Raw genomic sequence first — 18353 nt, 5'->3', positions numbered from 1 at the left:
GGCCTGGTGCGTTTCAAACCGGGCCTTTTTTGAACCAAATTTACTTTAATCAAAATGACACATTTATGCTTCAAGAACTTGCTATTCAAAACTTGGCTTTAATTGAAAAACTACAACTTCAATTCAATACAGGCTTTACCACTTTAACCGGTGAAACCGGTGCAGGTAAATCGATTTTACTGGACGCATTGGGCTTGGCCTTAGGCGAACGTGCCGACAGTAGCCTGGTAAGACACAACACACCCAAGGCGGACGTTACCGCTCTGTTTGATATTGAACAACTACCACACGTTCAAAACTGGCTTGCCGAACAGGAGCTTGATGACGAAACCCAATGTTATTTAAGAAGAACCGTCACGTCCGAAGGCCGTTCCAAAGCCTACATCAACGGCTACCCTGTTGCCGCTAACCAGCTTAAAACCTTAGGCGGTTTTTTAATAGACATTCATGGCCAACATGAACATCAATCCCTGCTTTCAGCCAATAAACAACTCGAACTGTTGGATGCTTACGCCAACCACCCTGCTTTAATCAGTAAGACCCAAGCCGACTTCAAGCATTGGCAAAACATCAAACGCCAACTGCAAAAACTGCAAGAGGAACAAGCTGACTACCAAAGCAAACTGGAATTGCTTAACTTTCAAAACAATGAGTTTGATGAAGTGAATCCTCAAGAAGGTGAATTTGAGCGTTTGTCAGAAGAGCAAAGCCAACTTTCCCATGCCAGCGAAATCAAACTTGCCTGCGAAAAAGCCTATGCCCAAATCGAAGAAGAGCAAGGTGCGGTAGACGCGATTAATCAGGCGGTACACGCTTTGGAAAGCATCGTGGCATTTAGTCCAAGCCTAGAGGCCGTCATCACGCAATTGAACAGTAGTTTGATTGAAGTGCAAGAAGCCGCCAGCGAAATCCAACATCATGCTGAACATATTGATTTAGACCCCCAACAATTACTCTTTGTTGAAGAACGTCTGTCAATGCTGTTTGGTTTGGCCAAAAAATACAATATCGACCCGGAACAACTGGTTGAAAAACACCAACAAATTCAAGATGACTTAATGCGTCTAGAGCAGTCGGATGCCTCTTTAGAAACCCTTAAGAGCGAACTTGACCAGGCCTGGGCAAATTATCAGGATCAAGCAAATACTTTGAAAAAATCCCGTCAAAAAGCAGCCGAAGCCCTCTCTGCGATTGTCACCGAAGGTATGCAAAGCTTGGGTATGCCCAATGGCCAGTTTGCAGTTGAGTTAACCGACAGCGAACAAGCCAGCGCGTTAGGCACGGATAAAGTGCTGTTTTTGGTAACCGCCAACAAAGGCCAACCATTACAAGCCCTAGCCAAAGTCGCTTCAGGCGGAGAGCTTTCCCGAATCAGCCTGGCCATTCAAGTGGCCACCTCAGAAGTGGCCAGTTTACCGACTCTGATTTTTGATGAAGTGGATGTAGGTATTGGCGGCGGAATTGCCGAGGTGGTTGGACAGAAAATGCAACAACTAGGTAAAGATAAACAGATACTCTCTATCACCCATTTGGCGCAAGTTGCCTCTCACGGCCACAACCATTTACATATCGCCAAACAGACACAAGATGAAGTCACAACCACCCAAGTGAATAAGCTTGAACCGCAACAGCGTGTAGAAGAGTTAGCCAGGATGCTAGGCGGATTGACCTTAACCGAGCAAACGTTAAACCACGCGAAAGAGATGTTAGAAAGCGCGCAAAGTAAAACCGCTTAATAAAGCCAGTTGTCATGAGTTATCATTATGACTTATTGCCTTGATTTTGCAGCGTTTGCAGCGTTTAATGCATAAAAAAAGGGCTTAATTCTTATTGGAATTAAGCCCTTTTTGATTCTCGATCACCTGCGATTATGACAATAAATGCCTTATCGAGATTCTTGCGGTAATGTCCCATAGATTACCAAGCTATGACCAGATAGTTCATAACCATTCTCTTTGGCAATCTCTTGTATACGACTTTCAATGATCGGGTCGACAAACTCTTTGACCTTGCCGCTTTTTAAACACACTAAATGGTCATGGTTATCGCCAGTATCCAACTCAAAAATAGAGATATTGTTTTCAAAGTTTAAACGTCTAACAATACCGGCTTGTTCAAACTGGGTCAACACACGGTAAACCGTGGCTAACCCCACCTCTTCACCTTGCTCTAATAAAATTTTATAAACGTCTTCAGCAGTCAAATGGTGTTCATCACCTGCACTTTCCAAAATCTCTAGGATTTTAAGTCTTGGTAAGGTTACTTTTAAACCAACTTTCTTGAGTTCTGCTCCGCTCATAACATCCTCTAATTTAACCTATTGAACTATATCTATTTGCATATTGTATATGACTAGCACATGACGAGTATTTAGTCAGAATCGCTTGAATAATTTAATTGATATGTCAAAAGGTGCATATCAAGAATAGTGTGTATAATACCTTAAATTATCTTTAACTAAAATTTAAATAGAAATAATGCGTTGACTAAAAACGCTTTACAGAGCCTGTTTACAGCCTACTGTTCATTCTGAGGAAAGCATGTCTAAAGTAAATTCGATTCTAAAAAAATCTCACCGTTTAAATGCAATTTTATTGGCTGGCGTATTCAGTTTAAGCTTGCTTTCTGGCTGTTCTTATCTTGACCCTTATAAAGCACCGCTCACTCAAGGTAATATCATGACGGCTGAATCAGTAAGCTTACTACAAGAAGGTTTAACTCAATCACAAGTAAGAGAGCTTTTAGGGCCTCCAATGGGGCAAGATACCTTTAACCCAAAACACTGGGAATATCTTTATTACACGACGGCCGCAAATTCACAAACCAAAAACCTAGCTAAACACCTGGTGTTAAAATTTGATAATGACAATCTACTTTCTAGCTGGACCAGTAGCGATGAAAAAGTCCAGCTGAAACAAGACAATTCTTGGTTGGGACTAGGTTGGTTTTAGATTGGTTTTAAGACCCTTTAATAGTCACTTAACCGTAATGAAAAAGGCCTGGATAATGAATATTTATCCAGGCCTTTTTTGATTTAACTCATTAAAGATTCAGCACCTTACTTAGCGGCTTTACGCTCTTCTTCAACTTGCTGCCTTCTGCGCTCACGCGGATCGACCTTCAACGGGCGATAAACTTCAATCCTATCCCCTTCACGCAACACCGTATCATGCGTGACCAACTTACCAAAGATACCCACCTTATCAATGACCAGGCCTGGTAGTTCCGTTAAAAGTTTAGAATTATTCAAAGCTTCAATAACGGTTGTGCCCGCTTTAACGCTCTCAGTAAACAGGTACTGAACATCCTCCAAAGCATAAGCTACTTCTATTTGAATCATCTCATCCATCTGTTAAGCCACCTCTGTTCTTAGGCGTAAATCTGTTTAGCTCGTTCACAAAATGAATCGACCAATGTGCTTGCGATATGTTCAAAAACCGGCCCTATCGCCGCGTTTAAAATACCGTTACTGACCTCAAACTCGACTTCAAAGAGAATTTTGCAAGCATCCACATCCAACACCTTAAACTCCCACTCACCACGCAAAAACTTAAAAGGACCGTCCAACAAATGCATCTCTATTCTTTGTCCTGGCACAAGATGGTTACGCGTTTTAAAGGTTTGTTTGATACCCGCCTTAGCAATCGTCACACTGGCTTGCATCTCATAATCCGATTCAGAAATCACCTCTGAGCCACCACACCACGGTAAGAATTCCGGGTACGATTTTACGTCATTCACTATGGCATAAAGTTGTTCAGCAGAATAAGGCAATAAAGCAGTTCGGGCAATTTTCTTCATAGGTTTTTCAATACCAATCGGGAACTTTAGATATAAAATTAAGGCCAACATTATACCAAAGCCCAATTCATTAAGCCGCTTGATTAAAGCCGATGTTAGAATAAATCCACATCAATAAAAATTACATTCCGCTTCAAGGAGAATTTTGTGACTGAATCTAAGGCAAGCCCTCTGTTAAAAACTCGTTTTACCAAACTGATGCTTCTGAGCTTGATTGGCGCAACTTCGCTCTCTTTTGCGAGTTCGAGTTACGCGACTGAAGAACATCTGATTGAACACCCTTCCAAAGATTCGGCCTTTATTCAGGATAGCTGGATTGTCAATTATCAAGCAAATGACTTTACCGATAAAATCACCGAAGCCAAAGTGCTTTATATTCCTGCAAACTATGGTGAGCAAGCCGCTATTCAACTGCGTTGCAAACCCTTCTTTACCAACTTCAGTTTGCAATACACCGAAAAATCTCAAAACCTGATGGATGATGGTGAACTCACAAACGACTCGGCAAAATTCGCTAAACATGGGTATATTTACGATGACAAACAAACCTTAAAAGTTGCGGTAAATGACGATTATCAAACTTACGAAACCTCTGTGGGCGGGCAAAAAAACCACCTAACCAATCTATTTAAAACCCAAAATAAAATCCAACCTGGAGAACTCGGCATGATTTTTTTCTACTCTTTCACCTTTCAGGAGATGCCTGAATTCAGACCAGGTGGAACGCCAGATGACGCACGTGACTTTTTTAAACAGATTAATCAAGCGATAAAAACCAAAACCAGTATTGAATTCACTTTAAAAACCAAGCAAGGTTGGCAACGACAATTTAACTGGAACACCCAAAGAATGATGGAATTTGTACCACCAGAAGTTATGGATTTTTGCCTCACCAATCGCAAACTTAAATGACCAGGCCTGGTATAATTCATTCAAAACTTAACACTCAAAGTATTAAAGAAAGAGCAAATGGCAAAAAAGAAACCGCAAACCAAATCCAACTCTATCGCTAAAAACAAGAAAGCTCGGTTTGATTACTTTATTGAAGACACCCTTGAGGCTGGTTTGAGTTTAGAGGGCTGGGAAGTGAAAAGTCTGCGTGCAGGCAAAATTCAACTGGGTGAAAGCTATGTTATGTTCAAAGATAACCAGGCCTGGTTATTCGGTGCGTTGATCACCCCGCTAATGACCGCTTCAACACACAGTTTTCACGACCCTTTGCGCACTCGTCAACTGTTACTACACCGTCGTGAAATCAATCGATTGCGTGGTTTGGTCGAAGTCGAAGGTTCGACCGTCGTGCCGCTTGAACTCTATTGGAAAGAAGGTAAGGTCAAACTCGCCATCGGGCTTGCCAAAGGTAAAAAACAGCACGACAAACGTGCCACCATGAAAGAGCGTGATTGGAATCGTGATAAACAACGCATCCTTAAAAATGCCCATTAATTCACTAAGAAAAAACGCTCTTAGCCCATCTTTAAGCTTATTGCAGTAAATAAGCTTGGAGATAAAACCGCTCTTTACTATAAGTTTTACAATTTCTGCCAACTCTTTGAAACCCTCGCAACAATAAATTGCGTACTAAATTGCAATCTATTTCAGTTTATTTGAGTTTTTATCATGCTCTTCACTTGAATTATTTAGATTCACCCCCAATAATAGTGCAACTCTTAGATATTCCCTCTTCTTAGTCAATTTAGACACTGGCTAGGCAGAAAAAATTCGGGGCTGTACTGGTTTCGACGGGGAGTGCAAAGTTTAAGATGCATGTCGTGCCTGAATGATGCACGTAAATCTTTATTTCAATTTGTTATAGTTGCAAACGACGATAACTACGCTCTAGCGGCTTAATCCCGCTAGTGCAGCCCAGGCAAGTTGTCTATGGCCCCTGACGCTGTATCATATTACATAGAACCGTGTTAAGTACGTGTTTGGGTGCTTAGCATCAAACTTTACAAGCTCGCCTGATGTGATCCCTGCTGGTTGGGTAGCATTTGGGTTAAATCAATAAACCAAATAAACATGTAGATTTTTAGATGGCGGCTTCGCGGACGGGGGTTCGACTCCCCCCAGCTCCACCAAACAAAGTTAACAAGTAGTTAATCTTAAATAGATTAGCTACTTTTTAACATCATCCTTAGTACAAATTACAATTTCTTTATTTCCATAACTTGCCATATTTTTCCGCATTTTGTTGTACTAAACTCGAACTACGTTTCATTTCAGTAATTACGCTTAGTACATTTGATGATTTTGGAACTATCTGATACACATACCAGAAAAAGCCATCTTCTTGGTTTTGCTTCAATACCTTATTGATTATCACCGTGTCAAACTCTCTCTTAGCTGATTAGAAAATGCCAAGTAGTGTAGAATGAATCCGTACTTAATTAGAGCTAAATAACCATTTAGACGACCGTTTAAAACATTAGTACCTAAAGACGTCAATAAATGAAAAAGTCACTTTCAATAATAATCTTGTTTTCTTGTGGAATACCACTAGCAAGTCATGCTCAACCTAGCCTACCTAAATGGGAGTTTGGTTTAGGGCCCGCCATGATTTCATACCCTGATTACCCAGGTTCAAAAGAGCAGAATACGCTTATTTTACCTATTCCATATATTGTCTATCGCGGGAAAGATTTCTCTATTAATAACAATGAAGTGATCAAACCTTTCTTTAAAAACAACCATTTTGAATTAGATTTGACGGCTTCAGGCAATATCCCTGTTTCAAGTAAAGAAAATGCCAAACGGTTAGGCATGAATGATTTGGATGGTTCGATTGGGCTAGGCCCTGTTTTAAAATACACCCTGTTTAACAACGAGGCTAATAGCGTAAAGTTTGAATTGCCATTAGAAGCGGTTATTGCCTCTGACTTCAAAACCATCCATACAGAAGGTTGGATAAGCAGCCCTGGAGTTAGCTATTCTTATAAAAAGACTTATTCCAGTAAAGACCGTATTGAATTAACGGCTGGTGTATCCGCTCAATATGCTTCTTCTGAATATCATAATTACCTTTACGGCGTCCCTCTCCAGTATGCATCGAATGAACGACCTTTCTATCAATCCACAGAAGGGTTTTCTGGTGTGAACTATACCGTTGGTTTAAGTTATCACTTTGACAATTTTTGGCTTGGGGCTTTTTGGCATGGCTTTGACCTAAGCCAAGCAGTGTATAAAGACAGTCCTTTAATTGATAATCAGTTTAGCCATACTTATGGCTTAACAATTACCTGGAATTTCTTACAGTCTAAAGACAGGGTTTACGGGTATGAATAATGGCGCATAAATTCATTTTGGGTCTGGGCATAGCAGCGATGTTATTTGCCTTGTTCTATTGGGGCGGTGCGGAAATTAAACTCCTCATAGAGTCATTTACCTTTATCTTGTTAACACTGTTACTGACTTTATTTGGTTGGAGTCTGCTTAAAGATAAAACTCCTATAATCACAAGATATGCGCTTTTAATCGGTGCGGAAGATACCTTTGCAGAACGCCGGTACACCAGAATAGTGACCTGGGTTTGGCTAGTTTTTTTATTAAGCCTGTGGTTATTGAAATTAAACTCGTTATTTTTTCATTTAACGTTTATATCGTTGAGTTATATCGCAGTGCTTTTCTACCTAGGAAGTGTGATTTTATTTATTGGCGAATTTTACATCCGGCAAATCTTCTTACCTCATCATAGAGGCAGCTCTTTACTCGTGTTTTTATACCGACTTTCAACAATACCACTGAAACAAATCTGGCAATTCGATCAAGATAAGATAAACACCAAATAAACATCAAGTAAAAAGCCATTAAGATTTACGTTATCCAAGGCTTACTTAAGCTAAGGTTTACTTTAATTTAGCTTCTAAAAGTGTGTGGCCCTTGCCAATATTTTCTACGGTATGACAAACTGTTAAACCCGCCTCTTCCATAAAGCCCAGCATATCTGACAAACGATACATACGACTGGTACCGTTGGCCAAGGCGGTGAAATACAATGAGGTATTTACCACACAGAATGCCGCCTCTTCAAAACGTTGATTATCCCAATAGGTTTCCAGTACAAAGAGTCTGCTATCCACTGACATCGCTTGGGCGGCACGTTTTAATATGGCAATAATATCCTCATCCCCAAAACAATCTAAAAACTGGCTCATCCAAATAACATCATAACCTAAAGGTAAAGCCTGAGAATGGTCGAGCATATTGGTGGGAATGGTATCGATTCTCGCTTGCAACCCTGCTTGCATAATATGCGTTTTGGCAACGGCTAACTGTTCAGGCAAATCAACAATCGTGATATTCACATCGTCATTATAGTTAGCTGCTGTCATTGAAAACTTACCGGTATTTCCGCCAATATCCATGAGCTTTTTTGGCGAACTTTTAAAAACATGAGGTAAAGCAATTGGAAAGGCATTATCTGAATAATAGTGATCGAACTCAAACCAACTGGTTTTAGCTGGCTCAGGTAAAGCCGTTAATGCAGGGTAGATCGTCGGCCAATCACCAAAGGTTTTATTTAACCCAACCGGTGTCGCTGAATCAATCGACTCTTCTAAATAGAACATCCCCAAATAATTCACATCATGGTTATAGTTCATATTAATTTGCGTCATTTCATCGTATAAAAACATCTGCCCCGTTTTGGTGACAAAATATTTCTCTTCCTCAAATGAAACCACCCCAACACTCAAACAAGATTCCAAAACCACACGCACGCCATAGAGTCTCATATCAACCTTTTCGGCCACTTGTTTTGGTGTCAGCCCTTCTGGCGTATCCGAAAGAAGTTGTAACAAACCTCTCTTCCAGGCAATTCTGACAGCCTGAAACGTCATAGGCGAAAACGCTATCTTTTGTGCTTCATACATTGCTTGTTGTGCGCTTAGTTTTGGGAATTTAAATGGAAACTTCATTGGGATGTTATCTTGTTTTGTACTAAAATTGGCGTACATTATAGATTAAAAATATTCACGGAAATGTCGATTTATGTTCATTTTAGGCTCTTCTTTAGTTTCGTCATTAGGCCAAAATAAAGAAGCACACATCCAAGCATTAAAAGCTGGCACAACAGGATTATCAAATCAAACGGATTTTCATAAAAGAATCCCAGGTATCAATACCTTCTTGGGTGTTGTAAACGATCTTGAAAATATACAACTCCCCGAATCTCTGAAAATGTACACTTGTCGAAATAATCAATTAGCTTGGCAAGCCCTGCAAGAGAATGGCTTTTTATCACAAGTAAATCAACTGGTTAAAAAACATGGCCGTCATCGCATTGGCTTAGTGGTTGGTACTAGTACCTCTGGCATAGCGGCAACTGAACATGTGTTTAGAAATGAATTAGAGTCCGCTGAATATGATTACCAGACGACTCAACAAATGGACTCGCTTGCTCAATTTTGCAGTCAAGCATTAGAGATAGAAGGTCCAAGTTTTGCCATATCTACCGCGTGCTCATCAAGCGCCAAAGTCTTTGAAGTGGCACAACGTTGGCTAAATGCAGATATTGTCGATGCCGTTGTGGTTGGCGGGGTCGATACTTTATGCTTGACGACACTACACGGCTTTAATGCGTTAGGTTTGGTCAGTGAACAGATTTGTAAACCACTAGATCAAGAGAGAAATGGCATTAATATAGGTGAAGCTGGTGGTTTCATGCTGTTAAGCAACACCCAATCTTTAGAAGAATCAGCAAGCCCTCTGATTAAAATTATGGGGGTTGGCGAAAGTAGTGACGCTTACCATATTTCAACCCCTCACCCAGAAGGAGAAGGAGCACAATTAGCGATGTTGGCCGCCATGCAACAAGCCAAAATCAGCATGCAAGATATTGATTATATTAATTTGCACGGCACGGCGACACCCAGCAATGATCTCTCCGAGATATCGGCTGTTGCCCACCTATCGAAAGAAGCCTCTCCAACGTGGGTAAGCTCTACCAAAGGTTTTACTGGCCACACATTAGGTGCGGCCGGGATTACAGAAATCATTTTTTGCCAATGGCTGTTAGAAGAGCAATTTGTACCAGCAAACTTGAATTTAAGCCATTTAGACCCTCAATTAACTGAAAAGCTACAACACTCCACGGTGAATATCCCCTTTGACAGCTTGCAACTTACAGAAACTAATCAGAAGCTACAATATGTCATGAGCAACTCCTTTGGATTTGGCGGTAATAACGCCTCAGTGATTTTAAAAATGGAGTCCGTGTAATGAAAGCTCAAATACTCAGTATTGGCCTAACGGCACCAGGCCTGGTAAGTTTTGAAAACTTTAAATCGATGATGTTACAAAACCGATCGCCCGACACTTCAGAAGCGATAGAAAAGTACAGTCCAAGCTTTCTGCCACCCAATGAACGTCGTCGCACTACCGCCACCATTAAGCTGGCATTAAAAACCGCTGAAGAAGCACTCTCTCATTTTCAACAGCGTTATCCGCAAGCAGACAGCAAATTGCCCGTTCTATTTGTCAGTAAAGATGGCGATACCCTCATCTCCGCCAGAATGTGCCAGGAAGTTGGTGAAGAAGAGCCGATGATATCGCCAACACAATTCCATAATTCGGTACATAACGCACCAGCAGGTTACTGGATGATTGGTCAAAAAAACCAATCACCTGCAAGTGCTATTTCAGTAGGCCAGTTTGCAATAGCAAATGGTCTATTAGAAGCAACATTGCAATCTCAAACGTATGCAAAGCCAGTTTTATTGGTCATTTATGATTTGCCGTTAGATGATTTAATTCCAGCGGATGCTTCACAAAATGCCGCTCTTCCATTTGCTTTTTCAATGATTTTAGATGCCAGTGATTCAAACCAAGAAAGTGACTACCCTGCTCTTAACCTTTCATTCACACAACAGGCTCCAAGACCCACTTCTTCTAATAACCCCTATTCAGGTTTACCTGCTGCCGAAGCCTATCCGCTTTTACAATCCTTGGTGTTATTTGAGTCGAACGGAGAAAATTCAGAAATCCATTTTCCGTTAAATCGAAATAACTTTATTAAGGTTGCTCTAACGTGACCGCAACAGCTATTCTGACCAAGCCAGATATTGAAGCGATGATTCCTCATGCTGGCGGCATGTGTTTATTGGAGCAAGTTATCTCTTTTTCCGATGAAGCGATTGTTTGCCGAACAAAGTCGCACCTCAATGCAGATAATCCGTTAAAGACAGATGGCAAACTCTCAAAAATGCATTTAATTGAATATGGTGCCCAAGCCATAGCGGTACATGGTGGCTTACTGGAACGGGATTCAGATAATAACGAGCCTAAGTTAGGGTATATTGCCACGGTAAAAGCCGTTAAATGGGGCGAGTTTGATCCACTCACGGAGTTTTTGGAGATTGCAGCAAATTCGGTAATGCGTGACGAAACCAGTAAACTCTACGAGTTTTTTATTACCGACGCTCAGTTAAGAAACATTTGCTCTGCCAGAGTCATGGTGATACATCCCAATTCAGATTAAAAATTCAGATTCAATAGGCAAAATATGACAGAAAAATCGAGAATAAAGGCACTCGTCACTGGAGGCAGTGGCGATATAGGCGCAACCATCGCAAACCAACTTGCTATGGATGGTTATGAAGTTTGGATTCATGCCAACTCACAACTGAATAAAGCCGAATTACTCGCTGAAAAAATCAATAATCAAGGTGGATTAGCCCATCCCATTTGCTTCGATTTAACGGATATTAATGCTGTAGAGGCTGGCATTGAAAAAATATTAGCTACAGGGCCTGTGCAAATATTAATCAATAATGCTGGCATTCATGATGATGCCGTCATGGCAGGAATGACCCACCAACAGTGGCAAAAAGTCATTGCGGTTTCACTGGATGGTTTTTTCAATGTCACCCAACCGTTATTACTTCCCATGATTAGAACTCGCTGGGGTCGTGTGATTAATATCGCTTCGGTAGCGGGCGTAATGGGAAATCGTGGCCAAACCAATTATGCCGCAGCAAAAGCGGGATTAATTGGGGCAAGTAAGTCGCTGGCACTCGAATTGGCCTCACGTAAAATTACGGTAAATGTAGTTGCACCAGGTGTCATTGAGGGTGAGATGGCAAATTCGAGCTTTCCCCCAGAAAGATTAAACCAAGTCGTGCCAATGCAAAGAGCAGGAAAACCTCAAGAAGTCGCCGATTTAGTCAGCTTTTTAGCCTCGGATAAAGCGAGCTATATTACAGGACAAACCTTTTCAATCAATGGAGGAATGATATAAAAACGTACATTTACAGTAAAATCACTTATAATAAGTTGCTTGTAAATTTATTTTTTTGAACTTAACCAAAGAGTATGTTTAATGCTAAAAATCAACTTGAAAAACTATCAATTAACCTTAATTTTATTATCCACTTCTTTTTTGGTTGCATGCGGGGGGAATCAAGTCCAACCAACTAATACAGCTGCATCTGCACTACCAATGAATGAAAAAATCACTTCCATTTCATTGCCGCAAATTGCTTTCGTTAAAAGCGGGCCAGACATCAATCATAAAGCGGTTACAGAATGTAACTTACCAGCCAAGTTTTCAGTCTTATTTAAAAAACAAGCTGAAGATAAAGGAATTTCTGTTAAGGTTCTTTCAGAGGAAAACTCTAATGTTAATGGTTATTATCTAAAAACAGAATTTACTCATATACATAACGGTGGAAATGCATTTATTGGGCATAGAAAATATACTCAAATGCAGTTAATTTTATTTAAAGATGGGAAGCCGGTTTCTCAAGGTATCTTTGGACGTACTTCTGGAGGTGGTATGTTTGCAGGCTTTAAAGGGTCTTGTTCAGTTCTTGGTAGAACCGTTGAAGCTAATGCGGAAGATGCCGTTAAATGGTTAGAAAATCCAGTCAACAATTCTTATCATGGTGATAGTTAAAAGCCCATAAAGTGTACCTAACTTCGAGCAATCAGAAATCAGGAATTAATTGGGATGGCATATTAATGCTATCCCTTTCTTTTATCTGGGCTGCAATATTGCTAGGTTTGCCTTTAATATGGCAGTTTTATCAAGCCTACAAAGTCGCCTCTAAAACAGTCATTCCTAAAGAAACCATTGGCACCTGGATTATATTCGGAAAAAAACTTCAACAGAATCAAATAGATTTAGAATATAAACAGCGGATAATTGCTGCCTACCAAGCTTTAGAAAACCTCCACCCTAAGACCTTAATCTTTCAGGGAGGATTCACACATACAAATACAGTCAGTGAAGCACAAGCAGGCTTAAAATACTTCAATTCACTATTCACAGAAGCCCGTCTCTGCCAAAAGAAAAACGTTAATATCCTAGTAGAAGACAAGTCGAGAAACACTTTAGAAAACTTAAAACAGACTCGAAAACTGTTACTTGAACAACAAGTACCATTAGAGGTGGTCGTTATATCAAACCGTTACCACTTGTTACGCTGTTCAATCATCGCCAAAAACCTAGGGTTCACAAGCACTTTTTTACCTGCAGAAACAACTTATCAGCTTAACCTCAGTCAGTTATATAAATTATCTTTAGAAGCCTTATTTTTAAACTGGTACCATACTGGTTTATTTATCAGCAAAATTCTAAATAACCAAAGAATGCTCAATAAAGTTTTATAAGCCTAACGAATAAACACCTGCAAAGGATGCCCAATTTAGATGAATGATAGAAATCAATTTGCAATAGTAATCCCCGCTTACAATGAAACCTTAACCATCACCCAGGTCATCACCGAAGCATTAAAACAGTCAAAAATTGTGATTGTGGTAAATGATGCATCGCAGGATGATACCGCTGAATTGGTGAAAAAAACCGATGCTATTTTAGTGGATTTACCTGTTAATGGTGGTAAAGCAAAAGCACTACAAGCCGGGTTTGAGAAAGCGTTATCATTTGGGGTTGAAGCGGTTATAACGCTGGATGGAGATGCACAACATAATCCTGCAGATATTCCAAAACTGCTCGCTTATTTTGCCAAAAATCCAAACGATTTATGTGTGGCATCGAGATTAAAAGATCGACAAAATGCGCCACGATCAAGACGTATTGCAAATAGTATTGCTGACTTTTGGGTTAGCTGGGCGGCGGGTAAACCCATTGCGGATAGTCAGTCTGGTTTTCGCCTCTATCCTTCCAGCCTGCTCAAATTACTAAAACGGCCTTATGAGAATAAATCAGGCTTTGTCTTTGAGAGTGAAGTGTTGATTGACTCGGCTCACTTAGGTTACGGTTTTGCCTTTATTCCTATCGATACCATCTATGCCGAGAATCGAAGAGCAAGCCACTTTAGAGCGGGGTTTGATATCACTCAAATCACCTTAATGGTCGCAAAAAAATTATTAAAAAAAGGCATGAACTTACCAGGCCTGGTTAGATCATTAACCCAATCACCTAATATCATTCAAGATTAGCGTTACTATCTCAATGTATCTCAAAAATCGTTTTTTACAGCCAATCTTTTAGACATAAAAAACGACAAACTGTAAACCCAAAAAACGCCAATAAGCACCGTTAAGCCAATCGCGTGAAGTAACGCTAATTGGCTTAAACTTAATATACTAAACGAACCTACCGTAGTAAAAAACGCAACGAGCACTGAACGACTCCATTCATTACCATCTTCTTTCTGCACAGCTCCTTCAAAAAACAGTAAAGCATAATCAATTCCAATCGCCGCAACCAGCATTAGGCTCATTAAATGGAAGATACTCAGTGATATATTCAGTAATGCAAATGTCGCAAATGTAAAACCAATGGCCATTAAAACTGGCGCTAAAACCGTTAATATTGGTCTGATATTTCGGTATTTCAACCAAAGACTCAAGACAATCACGGCAATAATAAAAATGAGTATTTGAAATAGCCTGGTGCGAATCTCTGAAATTTGCTGGGCCACCAAGCTTCGTTGATTGAAATAAATCAGGCCAAAATTACTCTGTTGTGTCACAAAATCCTGGATAGCTTGGTCAGATGACACTCCAGAAAGATTAATCACACCAATCATTTGATTAGATATAGGCAATGCTAACTGTTTGGCTAACTGTGCCGAAGTCCCTGCCGAATCGATAAACTGATCATACGTCAACAAAGGCAAGTTTTTGCTCTGCTCTACGCTATTTACAAAGACTTGAAAATGTTTACTTTTAAACCCAGTCCCTTCAACAGCTTGGCTTAAGTCCGTTATAAGCGACTTTGATTCAGGTACATTTTGTTGGCGGTGAGCTTGCTCAACTTGGCTAGGAAGAATCTGAGAAAGCATTTGAAACTGTGTTATTGCACCTGATTTTTTTAACGTATTTAACTCAGCCAATAAGCTTTCTTCTTTTTGTAAAAGTGACTCAATATTAGCGGCGGGTAAAAGCAGTTTTTTTCCGACTTCCTGGTAGTTAAATAGTGCTCTTAATTGCTTATCTGTAGAAATTAATTCTTTAGACACTGGGCTTAAACTGGCAATATCATCCTGCCATTGAATTGGTTTGAGATAAAAAATGGCTGCCATAATGACCAGGCCTGGTAACAAATAAAAAATAACATTAGGGTGGCTACGGATTGTGTCATTAGCGGTTGTTTTTAGGTTAATTGAGTCATCAAGCTTTTTCTGCTCTTCAAACTTATAAAACTCAGCCAAATACGGCCTAAGAACATAAGTCACTAATAACGCGGATAACAGTCCGCTTGAAGCAAATATCGCAATTTGCTGCAAACCTTCAATATCTGTCCACCATAACATTAAGAATCCAAACGCACTGGTTAATGCCCCCAAACGAATGGTTGGCCATAATCTTAATACCACGGTAATTTTTCTCGATTGATATGCGGAGATGGTGTGAATAGGGTAATCAATTGCGACACCTAATAAAATAGCACCGAGAGCCAAGGTAATCATCTGCATATGACCAAAAAAGCTAATTGTGCTTAAGACGCCCACTAAAAACGCAACCACCAAAGGTAAGCTACTATAAAAAATAAGTTGAGTTGAGCGAAAGGCCACAAAAAGAGCTAAAAACACCATAACAACCGCTAAACTCGTTATCCAGTTAACTGCCTGTTTAATTTGCTGTTCGGCTTGCAAAGCGACCCAGTCAGAGCCAGACAGCTGAAAATTATCTTTACCTAAAATAGAGACCAGTTTTTCATCAATATCAGTGAGGGCTTGCGGGTCTTTTTCGCTATTAATCAATAATAATGCACGGTTATTTTCAGCATTGACCCATACACCGTTTTCTTTAGCTAGCTGCGAAGTGGGTTTTAACTGGTTTTGATAGATTCCCCACTGAAAAGTAGGATCATCTAACAACCAGTGTTTATCCAACACAAAGCCTAATTGGTACTCTTGCCATCTTTTTTTGATATTAGGTTTCAGCTCTGAAGATTCAAACTGGGTGAGTAAATAACGATAAGGATAAAGTTTAGGGGTTGATTTATCTTGTAGTGGGCTCTGAAAAGTTTCAGAGCCATTTAAAACTTGTTTTACACCTGGCAAAATTAATAATTGAGATTTAACAGCCTGGCTCAGCTCATTTAACTTTTGTTGAGAAGTCTCTGGGTTAATGGCGAGCATTAACCAACTCGTCTCCTGAGTTTCGGCCAATCGGTTTTTTAGGTACTGTGACTCAATACTCTGTTGGTTTGGAAAAAATTGACTGATATTGTTTTGAAACGGGGATTTATTAAAATAAAACGTCCATCCTGCCCACAGAAATATGACAATAAAAACCCAGATTAATGGCTGAATATGGGTAAGGCGATTTATCATTTTAGATTTGTCATTTTAGTAACGTAGGATTGGTTGGCAGAGCTTGTAATGAAAGCTTACGCCAATCGCCAGAAACCTGGGTAAACAGAATCGATTGTATTTCGGTCTTGTCGCCCATTAACAATACTTCTTGGATCTGGCTTTTTATCTGATTAATTGGAATCAATCGGAGTTTCCAATGACTATTTTCTTGAGCCAAAAATACGAGTTTAAAGTCTTTTTTTATCAGAGCAAGCTTACCATTAAGAATATTCAGAAAAGTCCTTGAGAATAGAGTAATCTCAGGAGAATTCTCAACAGACAACTCTAATTTACGATTGGGAAAATCAATCTTAACTATATTTTCAGAAAACGTTATTTTGCCATCAAACGGCATCTTATAATGCTGTTCAAGAAAATCGGGTGCACGATAACGCATCACACCCGATTTATGCTGTGAAATCTCAAGCAGAGGGTCAAACTGCTCTTCAGTAAAACCTTTTTCTGCCCTTTCAACCTGACTCCAAGCCTTGAATAAAGAAGATACATCCATCTGACTAGAAAAGGCTAACACTGGAAAACACAGGCTAAGTAGAACGATGGTGTTAACAACGAGCAGGTTAAGCTTCATCACTAGCTTCAATCCAATAAGGGTAAAAGTTAAACCAGTTATAGGGGGATTTTTTACACTGTAAAGCCAATGCATCGGCAAAAGTTTGTGCAATCATTTGTACCGTATCATCATGATTTGGTTTCATTTTTATGTATTCAACATAATAACGGTTCCCCCCCTCGTACCGAGAAAAGAAAAAATTAGCGGGAAAAGGATAACGCTTTACCATCTCGAAAATACCCGCTGGTAGCGAAATCTTATCACCTAAAAAATCAACCAACAACGTCTTGCTATCCGCTATCGGCCTATCTGCAAGTAATGCAATGGAAATACCCGACTTCAAATTTTCGTAAATTTCAAACGTCGTTTCCAACCCCTTATATGGAATGACATTTTCATAAAATTCAGGATTCAGTTGTTTCATCAAATTAACAACGGTTTGATTATGATCAAGCTTAATAACGGGCTTTATTTCATAATGTTTATCCATCGCTTGAGTTTTAAGAGCATCCACACTGCCAAAGTGACCACTTAAAAAAAACTGTCCGGGATTTTTAACAAATGAATCAATGACCTCTTGTCGATGATGGTAGCTAATGGAGAATAAATCATATTTACCCGTTAAAAAATAAACCCTATCCAACAAAACCGCAGCGAACCAAAAAAAATGTTTATAAACATGAAAAATGCTCGGTTTTACTGGCAAAACCTGAGATAAATAATGTCTTGAAACTTGGCGTTTTTTTGGAGCAATCAATACATAAAACAACACAATAGGATAAAGCAACAAACGTATGCTCCAACGTGGCAGTTTAATCGCTAGATTAATAATTAATCCAAGCCAAAAACCATTGGACATCTCTTTCTCTTGCTGCCAATTTGAGTTCTGCTTATCCATCTTTATGCTCTGCACATTTGATTTTGCCAGTGACTTTTTTTTGGCCAGAAGCAACATCAAATAAATTAAAAGATAGCGTTTTATGCTCATATAATCGGTTTAGGTCTATTTCAACCTCAATCACCTGTTCTGGAAGTGTCGGAGATAAAAATTTTACTTGAATTAACTCAATGACTTCCCAGCCAGCCAGGTGTTTACCAAGCATAGACTCAAGCTGTTCCAGCAAAACGACTCCGGGTACGATTGAATTACCTGGAAAATGTCCCGGCAGACTGGGATGATTTGCAGAAATTTTAAATGAATCAACTTTTTTCAT

Annotated in this window: 21 protein-coding genes and 1 other RNA gene; 14 read left to right on the top strand and 8 right to left on the bottom strand. The window is 39.7% G+C overall.

Translation table 11 applies throughout. The annotated features are described in order from the left end of the window. The first annotated feature begins 65 nt into the window (after window positions 1-65). Entirely contained in the window at window positions 66-1736 is a 1671-nt protein-coding gene (gene recN / locus L6421_RS04530) for a DNA repair protein RecN (RefSeq protein WP_237264005.1), read from the top strand. Between the two features lie 149 nt (window positions 1737-1885). Here the strand turns inward: recN and fur are convergent, their stop codons facing one another. After that, window positions 1886-2299 carry a ferric iron uptake transcriptional regulator gene (gene fur / locus L6421_RS04525; RefSeq protein ID WP_237264003.1) on the bottom strand — a complete coding sequence of 138 codons (414 nt, stop codon included), beginning with the start codon at window positions 2297-2299 and terminating at the stop codon, window positions 1886-1888. Window positions 2300-2540: 241 nt separating this feature from the next. Here fur and L6421_RS04520 point away from each other — a divergent pair, with 241 nt between their 5' ends. Further along, a complete protein-coding gene (locus tag L6421_RS04520; protein WP_237264001.1) occupies window positions 2541-2951 on the top strand; it encodes an outer membrane protein assembly factor BamE in 411 nt (136 codons plus the stop codon). 107 nt (window positions 2952-3058) lie between these two features. On the opposite strand, the gene L6421_RS04515 is transcribed toward L6421_RS04520, so the two are convergent. After that, window positions 3059-3349 carry an RnfH family protein gene (locus tag L6421_RS04515; RefSeq protein ID WP_237263999.1) on the bottom strand — a complete coding sequence of 97 codons (291 nt, stop codon included), beginning with the start codon at window positions 3347-3349 and terminating at the stop codon, window positions 3059-3061. Between the two features lie 20 nt (window positions 3350-3369). Beyond that, the gene (locus tag L6421_RS04510; RefSeq protein WP_375540382.1) at window positions 3370-3852 is read right to left on the bottom strand and encodes a type II toxin-antitoxin system RatA family toxin; all 483 of its coding nucleotides are present in this window, start codon (window positions 3850-3852) and stop codon (window positions 3370-3372) included. A gap of 96 nt (window positions 3853-3948) precedes the next feature. Between L6421_RS04510 and L6421_RS04505 the strand changes: the two genes are divergently transcribed. The 5 genes from L6421_RS04505 (at window position 3949) to L6421_RS04485 (ending at window position 7589) form a co-directional block, all read left to right on the top strand. After that, window positions 3949-4713: a hypothetical protein gene (locus tag L6421_RS04505; protein WP_237263997.1), complete on the top strand. Its 765-nt coding sequence runs from the start codon at window positions 3949-3951 to the stop codon at window positions 4711-4713. A 57-nt stretch (window positions 4714-4770) separates the two neighbouring features. Further along, window positions 4771-5247 carry an SsrA-binding protein SmpB gene (gene smpB / locus L6421_RS04500; protein WP_237263995.1) on the top strand — a complete coding sequence of 159 codons (477 nt, stop codon included), beginning with the start codon at window positions 4771-4773 and terminating at the stop codon, window positions 5245-5247. 278 nt (window positions 5248-5525) lie between these two features. Further along, window positions 5526-5882: a transfer-messenger RNA gene (gene ssrA / locus L6421_RS04495) on the top strand. Window positions 5883-6357: 475 nt separating this feature from the next. Beyond that, complete coding sequence (locus L6421_RS04490) at window positions 6358-7086, top strand: MipA/OmpV family protein (RefSeq protein WP_237263993.1); 729 nt, start codon at window positions 6358-6360, stop codon at window positions 7084-7086. After that, complete coding sequence (locus tag L6421_RS04485; RefSeq protein WP_237263991.1) at window positions 7086-7589, top strand: COG4648 family protein; 504 nt, start codon at window positions 7086-7088, stop codon at window positions 7587-7589. The genes L6421_RS04490 and L6421_RS04485 overlap by 1 nt, the downstream gene beginning before the upstream one ends. 57 nt (window positions 7590-7646) lie before the next feature. Here the strand turns inward: L6421_RS04485 and L6421_RS04480 are convergent, their stop codons facing one another. Beyond that, window positions 7647-8717 (bottom strand): class I SAM-dependent methyltransferase, encoded by a 1071-nt coding sequence (locus tag L6421_RS04480; protein ID WP_237263989.1) that lies wholly within the window; start codon window positions 8715-8717, stop codon window positions 7647-7649. A 73-nt stretch (window positions 8718-8790) separates the two neighbouring features. On the opposite strand from L6421_RS04480, the gene L6421_RS04475 reads away from it, so the two are divergent. The 7 genes from L6421_RS04475 (at window position 8791) to L6421_RS04445 (ending at window position 14202) form a co-directional block, all read left to right on the top strand. After that, on the top strand, window positions 8791-10020 hold the full coding sequence (locus L6421_RS04475) for a beta-ketoacyl-ACP synthase (RefSeq protein WP_237263987.1): 1230 nt from the start codon (window positions 8791-8793) through the stop codon (window positions 10018-10020). Next, on the top strand, window positions 10020-10832 hold the full coding sequence (locus tag L6421_RS04470) for a beta-ketoacyl synthase chain length factor (RefSeq protein WP_237263985.1): 813 nt from the start codon (window positions 10020-10022) through the stop codon (window positions 10830-10832). Before L6421_RS04475 ends, L6421_RS04470 begins: the two co-directional genes overlap by 1 nt. After that, window positions 10829-11278 carry a hotdog family protein gene (locus L6421_RS04465; protein WP_237263983.1) on the top strand — a complete coding sequence of 150 codons (450 nt, stop codon included), beginning with the start codon at window positions 10829-10831 and terminating at the stop codon, window positions 11276-11278. The genes L6421_RS04470 and L6421_RS04465 overlap by 4 nt, the downstream gene beginning before the upstream one ends. Window positions 11279-11302: 24 nt before the next feature. Next, on the top strand, window positions 11303-12037 hold the full coding sequence (fabG, locus tag L6421_RS04460; RefSeq protein ID WP_237263981.1) for a 3-oxoacyl-ACP reductase FabG: 735 nt from the start codon (window positions 11303-11305) through the stop codon (window positions 12035-12037). Window positions 12038-12118: 81 nt separating this feature from the next. Continuing rightward, window positions 12119-12694 (top strand): hypothetical protein, encoded by a 576-nt coding sequence (locus tag L6421_RS04455; protein ID WP_237263979.1) that lies wholly within the window; start codon window positions 12119-12121, stop codon window positions 12692-12694. Between the two features lie 65 nt (window positions 12695-12759). After that, window positions 12760-13410, top strand: a complete 651-nt coding sequence (locus tag L6421_RS04450) for a YdcF family protein (RefSeq protein WP_237263977.1) — start codon at window positions 12760-12762, stop codon at window positions 13408-13410. A gap of 39 nt (window positions 13411-13449) precedes the next feature. Beyond that, complete coding sequence (locus L6421_RS04445) at window positions 13450-14202, top strand: glycosyltransferase family 2 protein (protein ID WP_237263975.1); 753 nt, start codon at window positions 13450-13452, stop codon at window positions 14200-14202. 20 nt (window positions 14203-14222) lie between these two features. On the opposite strand, the gene L6421_RS04440 is transcribed toward L6421_RS04445, so the two are convergent. The 4 genes from L6421_RS04440 to L6421_RS04425 form a co-directional block, all read right to left on the bottom strand. After that, on the bottom strand, window positions 14223-16352 hold the full coding sequence (locus tag L6421_RS04440; protein WP_237263973.1) for an MMPL family transporter: 2130 nt from the start codon (window positions 16350-16352) through the stop codon (window positions 14223-14225). 205 nt (window positions 16353-16557) lie between these two features. Continuing rightward, window positions 16558-17160 carry a LolA family protein gene (locus L6421_RS04435; protein ID WP_237263971.1) on the bottom strand — a complete coding sequence of 201 codons (603 nt, stop codon included), beginning with the start codon at window positions 17158-17160 and terminating at the stop codon, window positions 16558-16560. Continuing rightward, entirely contained in the window at window positions 17147-18037 is an 891-nt protein-coding gene (locus tag L6421_RS04430; protein ID WP_237263969.1) for a lysophospholipid acyltransferase family protein, read from the bottom strand. Before L6421_RS04430 ends, L6421_RS04435 begins: the two co-directional genes overlap by 14 nt. Beyond that, window positions 18030-18353, bottom strand: a complete 324-nt coding sequence (locus L6421_RS04425) for an ApeI family dehydratase (protein ID WP_237263967.1) — start codon at window positions 18351-18353, stop codon at window positions 18030-18032. The genes L6421_RS04430 and L6421_RS04425 overlap by 8 nt, the downstream gene beginning before the upstream one ends.

Origin of the sequence: Thiomicrorhabdus immobilis (genome assembly GCF_021654855.1) — a bacterium.
GTDB lineage: Bacteria > Pseudomonadota > Gammaproteobacteria > Thiomicrospirales > Thiomicrospiraceae > Thiomicrorhabdus > Thiomicrorhabdus immobilis.
Note: the sequence above shows the minus strand (reverse complement) of the source record. Positions and strands in the feature narration are given on the sequence as shown.

What these genes read in the sequence shown, in the direction of transcription:
- recN (WP_237264005.1), top strand. Translation starts at nt 66, where the DNA reads ATGCTTCAAGAACTTGCTATTCAAAACTTGGCTTTAATTGAAAAACTA.
- fur (WP_237264003.1), bottom strand. Translation starts at nt 2,299, where the DNA reads ATGAGCGGAGCAGAACTCAAGAAAGTTGGTTTAAAAGTAACCTTACCA.
- L6421_RS04520 (WP_237264001.1), top strand. Translation starts at nt 2,541, where the DNA reads ATGTCTAAAGTAAATTCGATTCTAAAAAAATCTCACCGTTTAAATGCA.
- L6421_RS04515 (WP_237263999.1), bottom strand. Translation starts at nt 3,349, where the DNA reads ATGGATGAGATGATTCAAATAGAAGTAGCTTATGCTTTGGAGGATGTT.
- L6421_RS04510 (WP_375540382.1), bottom strand. Translation starts at nt 3,852, where the DNA reads ATGTTGGCCTTAATTTTATATCTAAAGTTCCCGATTGGTATTGAAAAA.
- smpB (WP_237263995.1), top strand. Translation starts at nt 4,771, where the DNA reads ATGGCAAAAAAGAAACCGCAAACCAAATCCAACTCTATCGCTAAAAAC.
- L6421_RS04490 (WP_237263993.1), top strand. Translation starts at nt 6,358, where the DNA reads ATGATTTCATACCCTGATTACCCAGGTTCAAAAGAGCAGAATACGCTT.
- L6421_RS04485 (WP_237263991.1), top strand. Translation starts at nt 7,086, where the DNA reads ATGGCGCATAAATTCATTTTGGGTCTGGGCATAGCAGCGATGTTATTT.
- L6421_RS04480 (WP_237263989.1), bottom strand. Translation starts at nt 8,717, where the DNA reads ATGAAGTTTCCATTTAAATTCCCAAAACTAAGCGCACAACAAGCAATG.
- L6421_RS04475 (WP_237263987.1), top strand. Translation starts at nt 8,791, where the DNA reads ATGTTCATTTTAGGCTCTTCTTTAGTTTCGTCATTAGGCCAAAATAAA.
- L6421_RS04470 (WP_237263985.1), top strand. Translation starts at nt 10,020, where the DNA reads ATGAAAGCTCAAATACTCAGTATTGGCCTAACGGCACCAGGCCTGGTA.
- fabG (WP_237263981.1), top strand. Translation starts at nt 11,303, where the DNA reads ATGACAGAAAAATCGAGAATAAAGGCACTCGTCACTGGAGGCAGTGGC.
- L6421_RS04455 (WP_237263979.1), top strand. Translation starts at nt 12,119, where the DNA reads ATGCTAAAAATCAACTTGAAAAACTATCAATTAACCTTAATTTTATTA.
- L6421_RS04450 (WP_237263977.1), top strand. Translation starts at nt 12,760, where the DNA reads ATGCTATCCCTTTCTTTTATCTGGGCTGCAATATTGCTAGGTTTGCCT.
- L6421_RS04445 (WP_237263975.1), top strand. Translation starts at nt 13,450, where the DNA reads ATGAATGATAGAAATCAATTTGCAATAGTAATCCCCGCTTACAATGAA.
- L6421_RS04440 (WP_237263973.1), bottom strand. Translation starts at nt 16,352, where the DNA reads ATGCTCGCCATTAACCCAGAGACTTCTCAACAAAAGTTAAATGAGCTG.
- L6421_RS04430 (WP_237263969.1), bottom strand. Translation starts at nt 18,037, where the DNA reads ATGGATAAGCAGAACTCAAATTGGCAGCAAGAGAAAGAGATGTCCAAT.
- L6421_RS04425 (WP_237263967.1), bottom strand. Translation starts at nt 18,353, where the DNA reads ATGAAAAAAGTTGATTCATTTAAAATTTCTGCAAATCATCCCAGTCTG.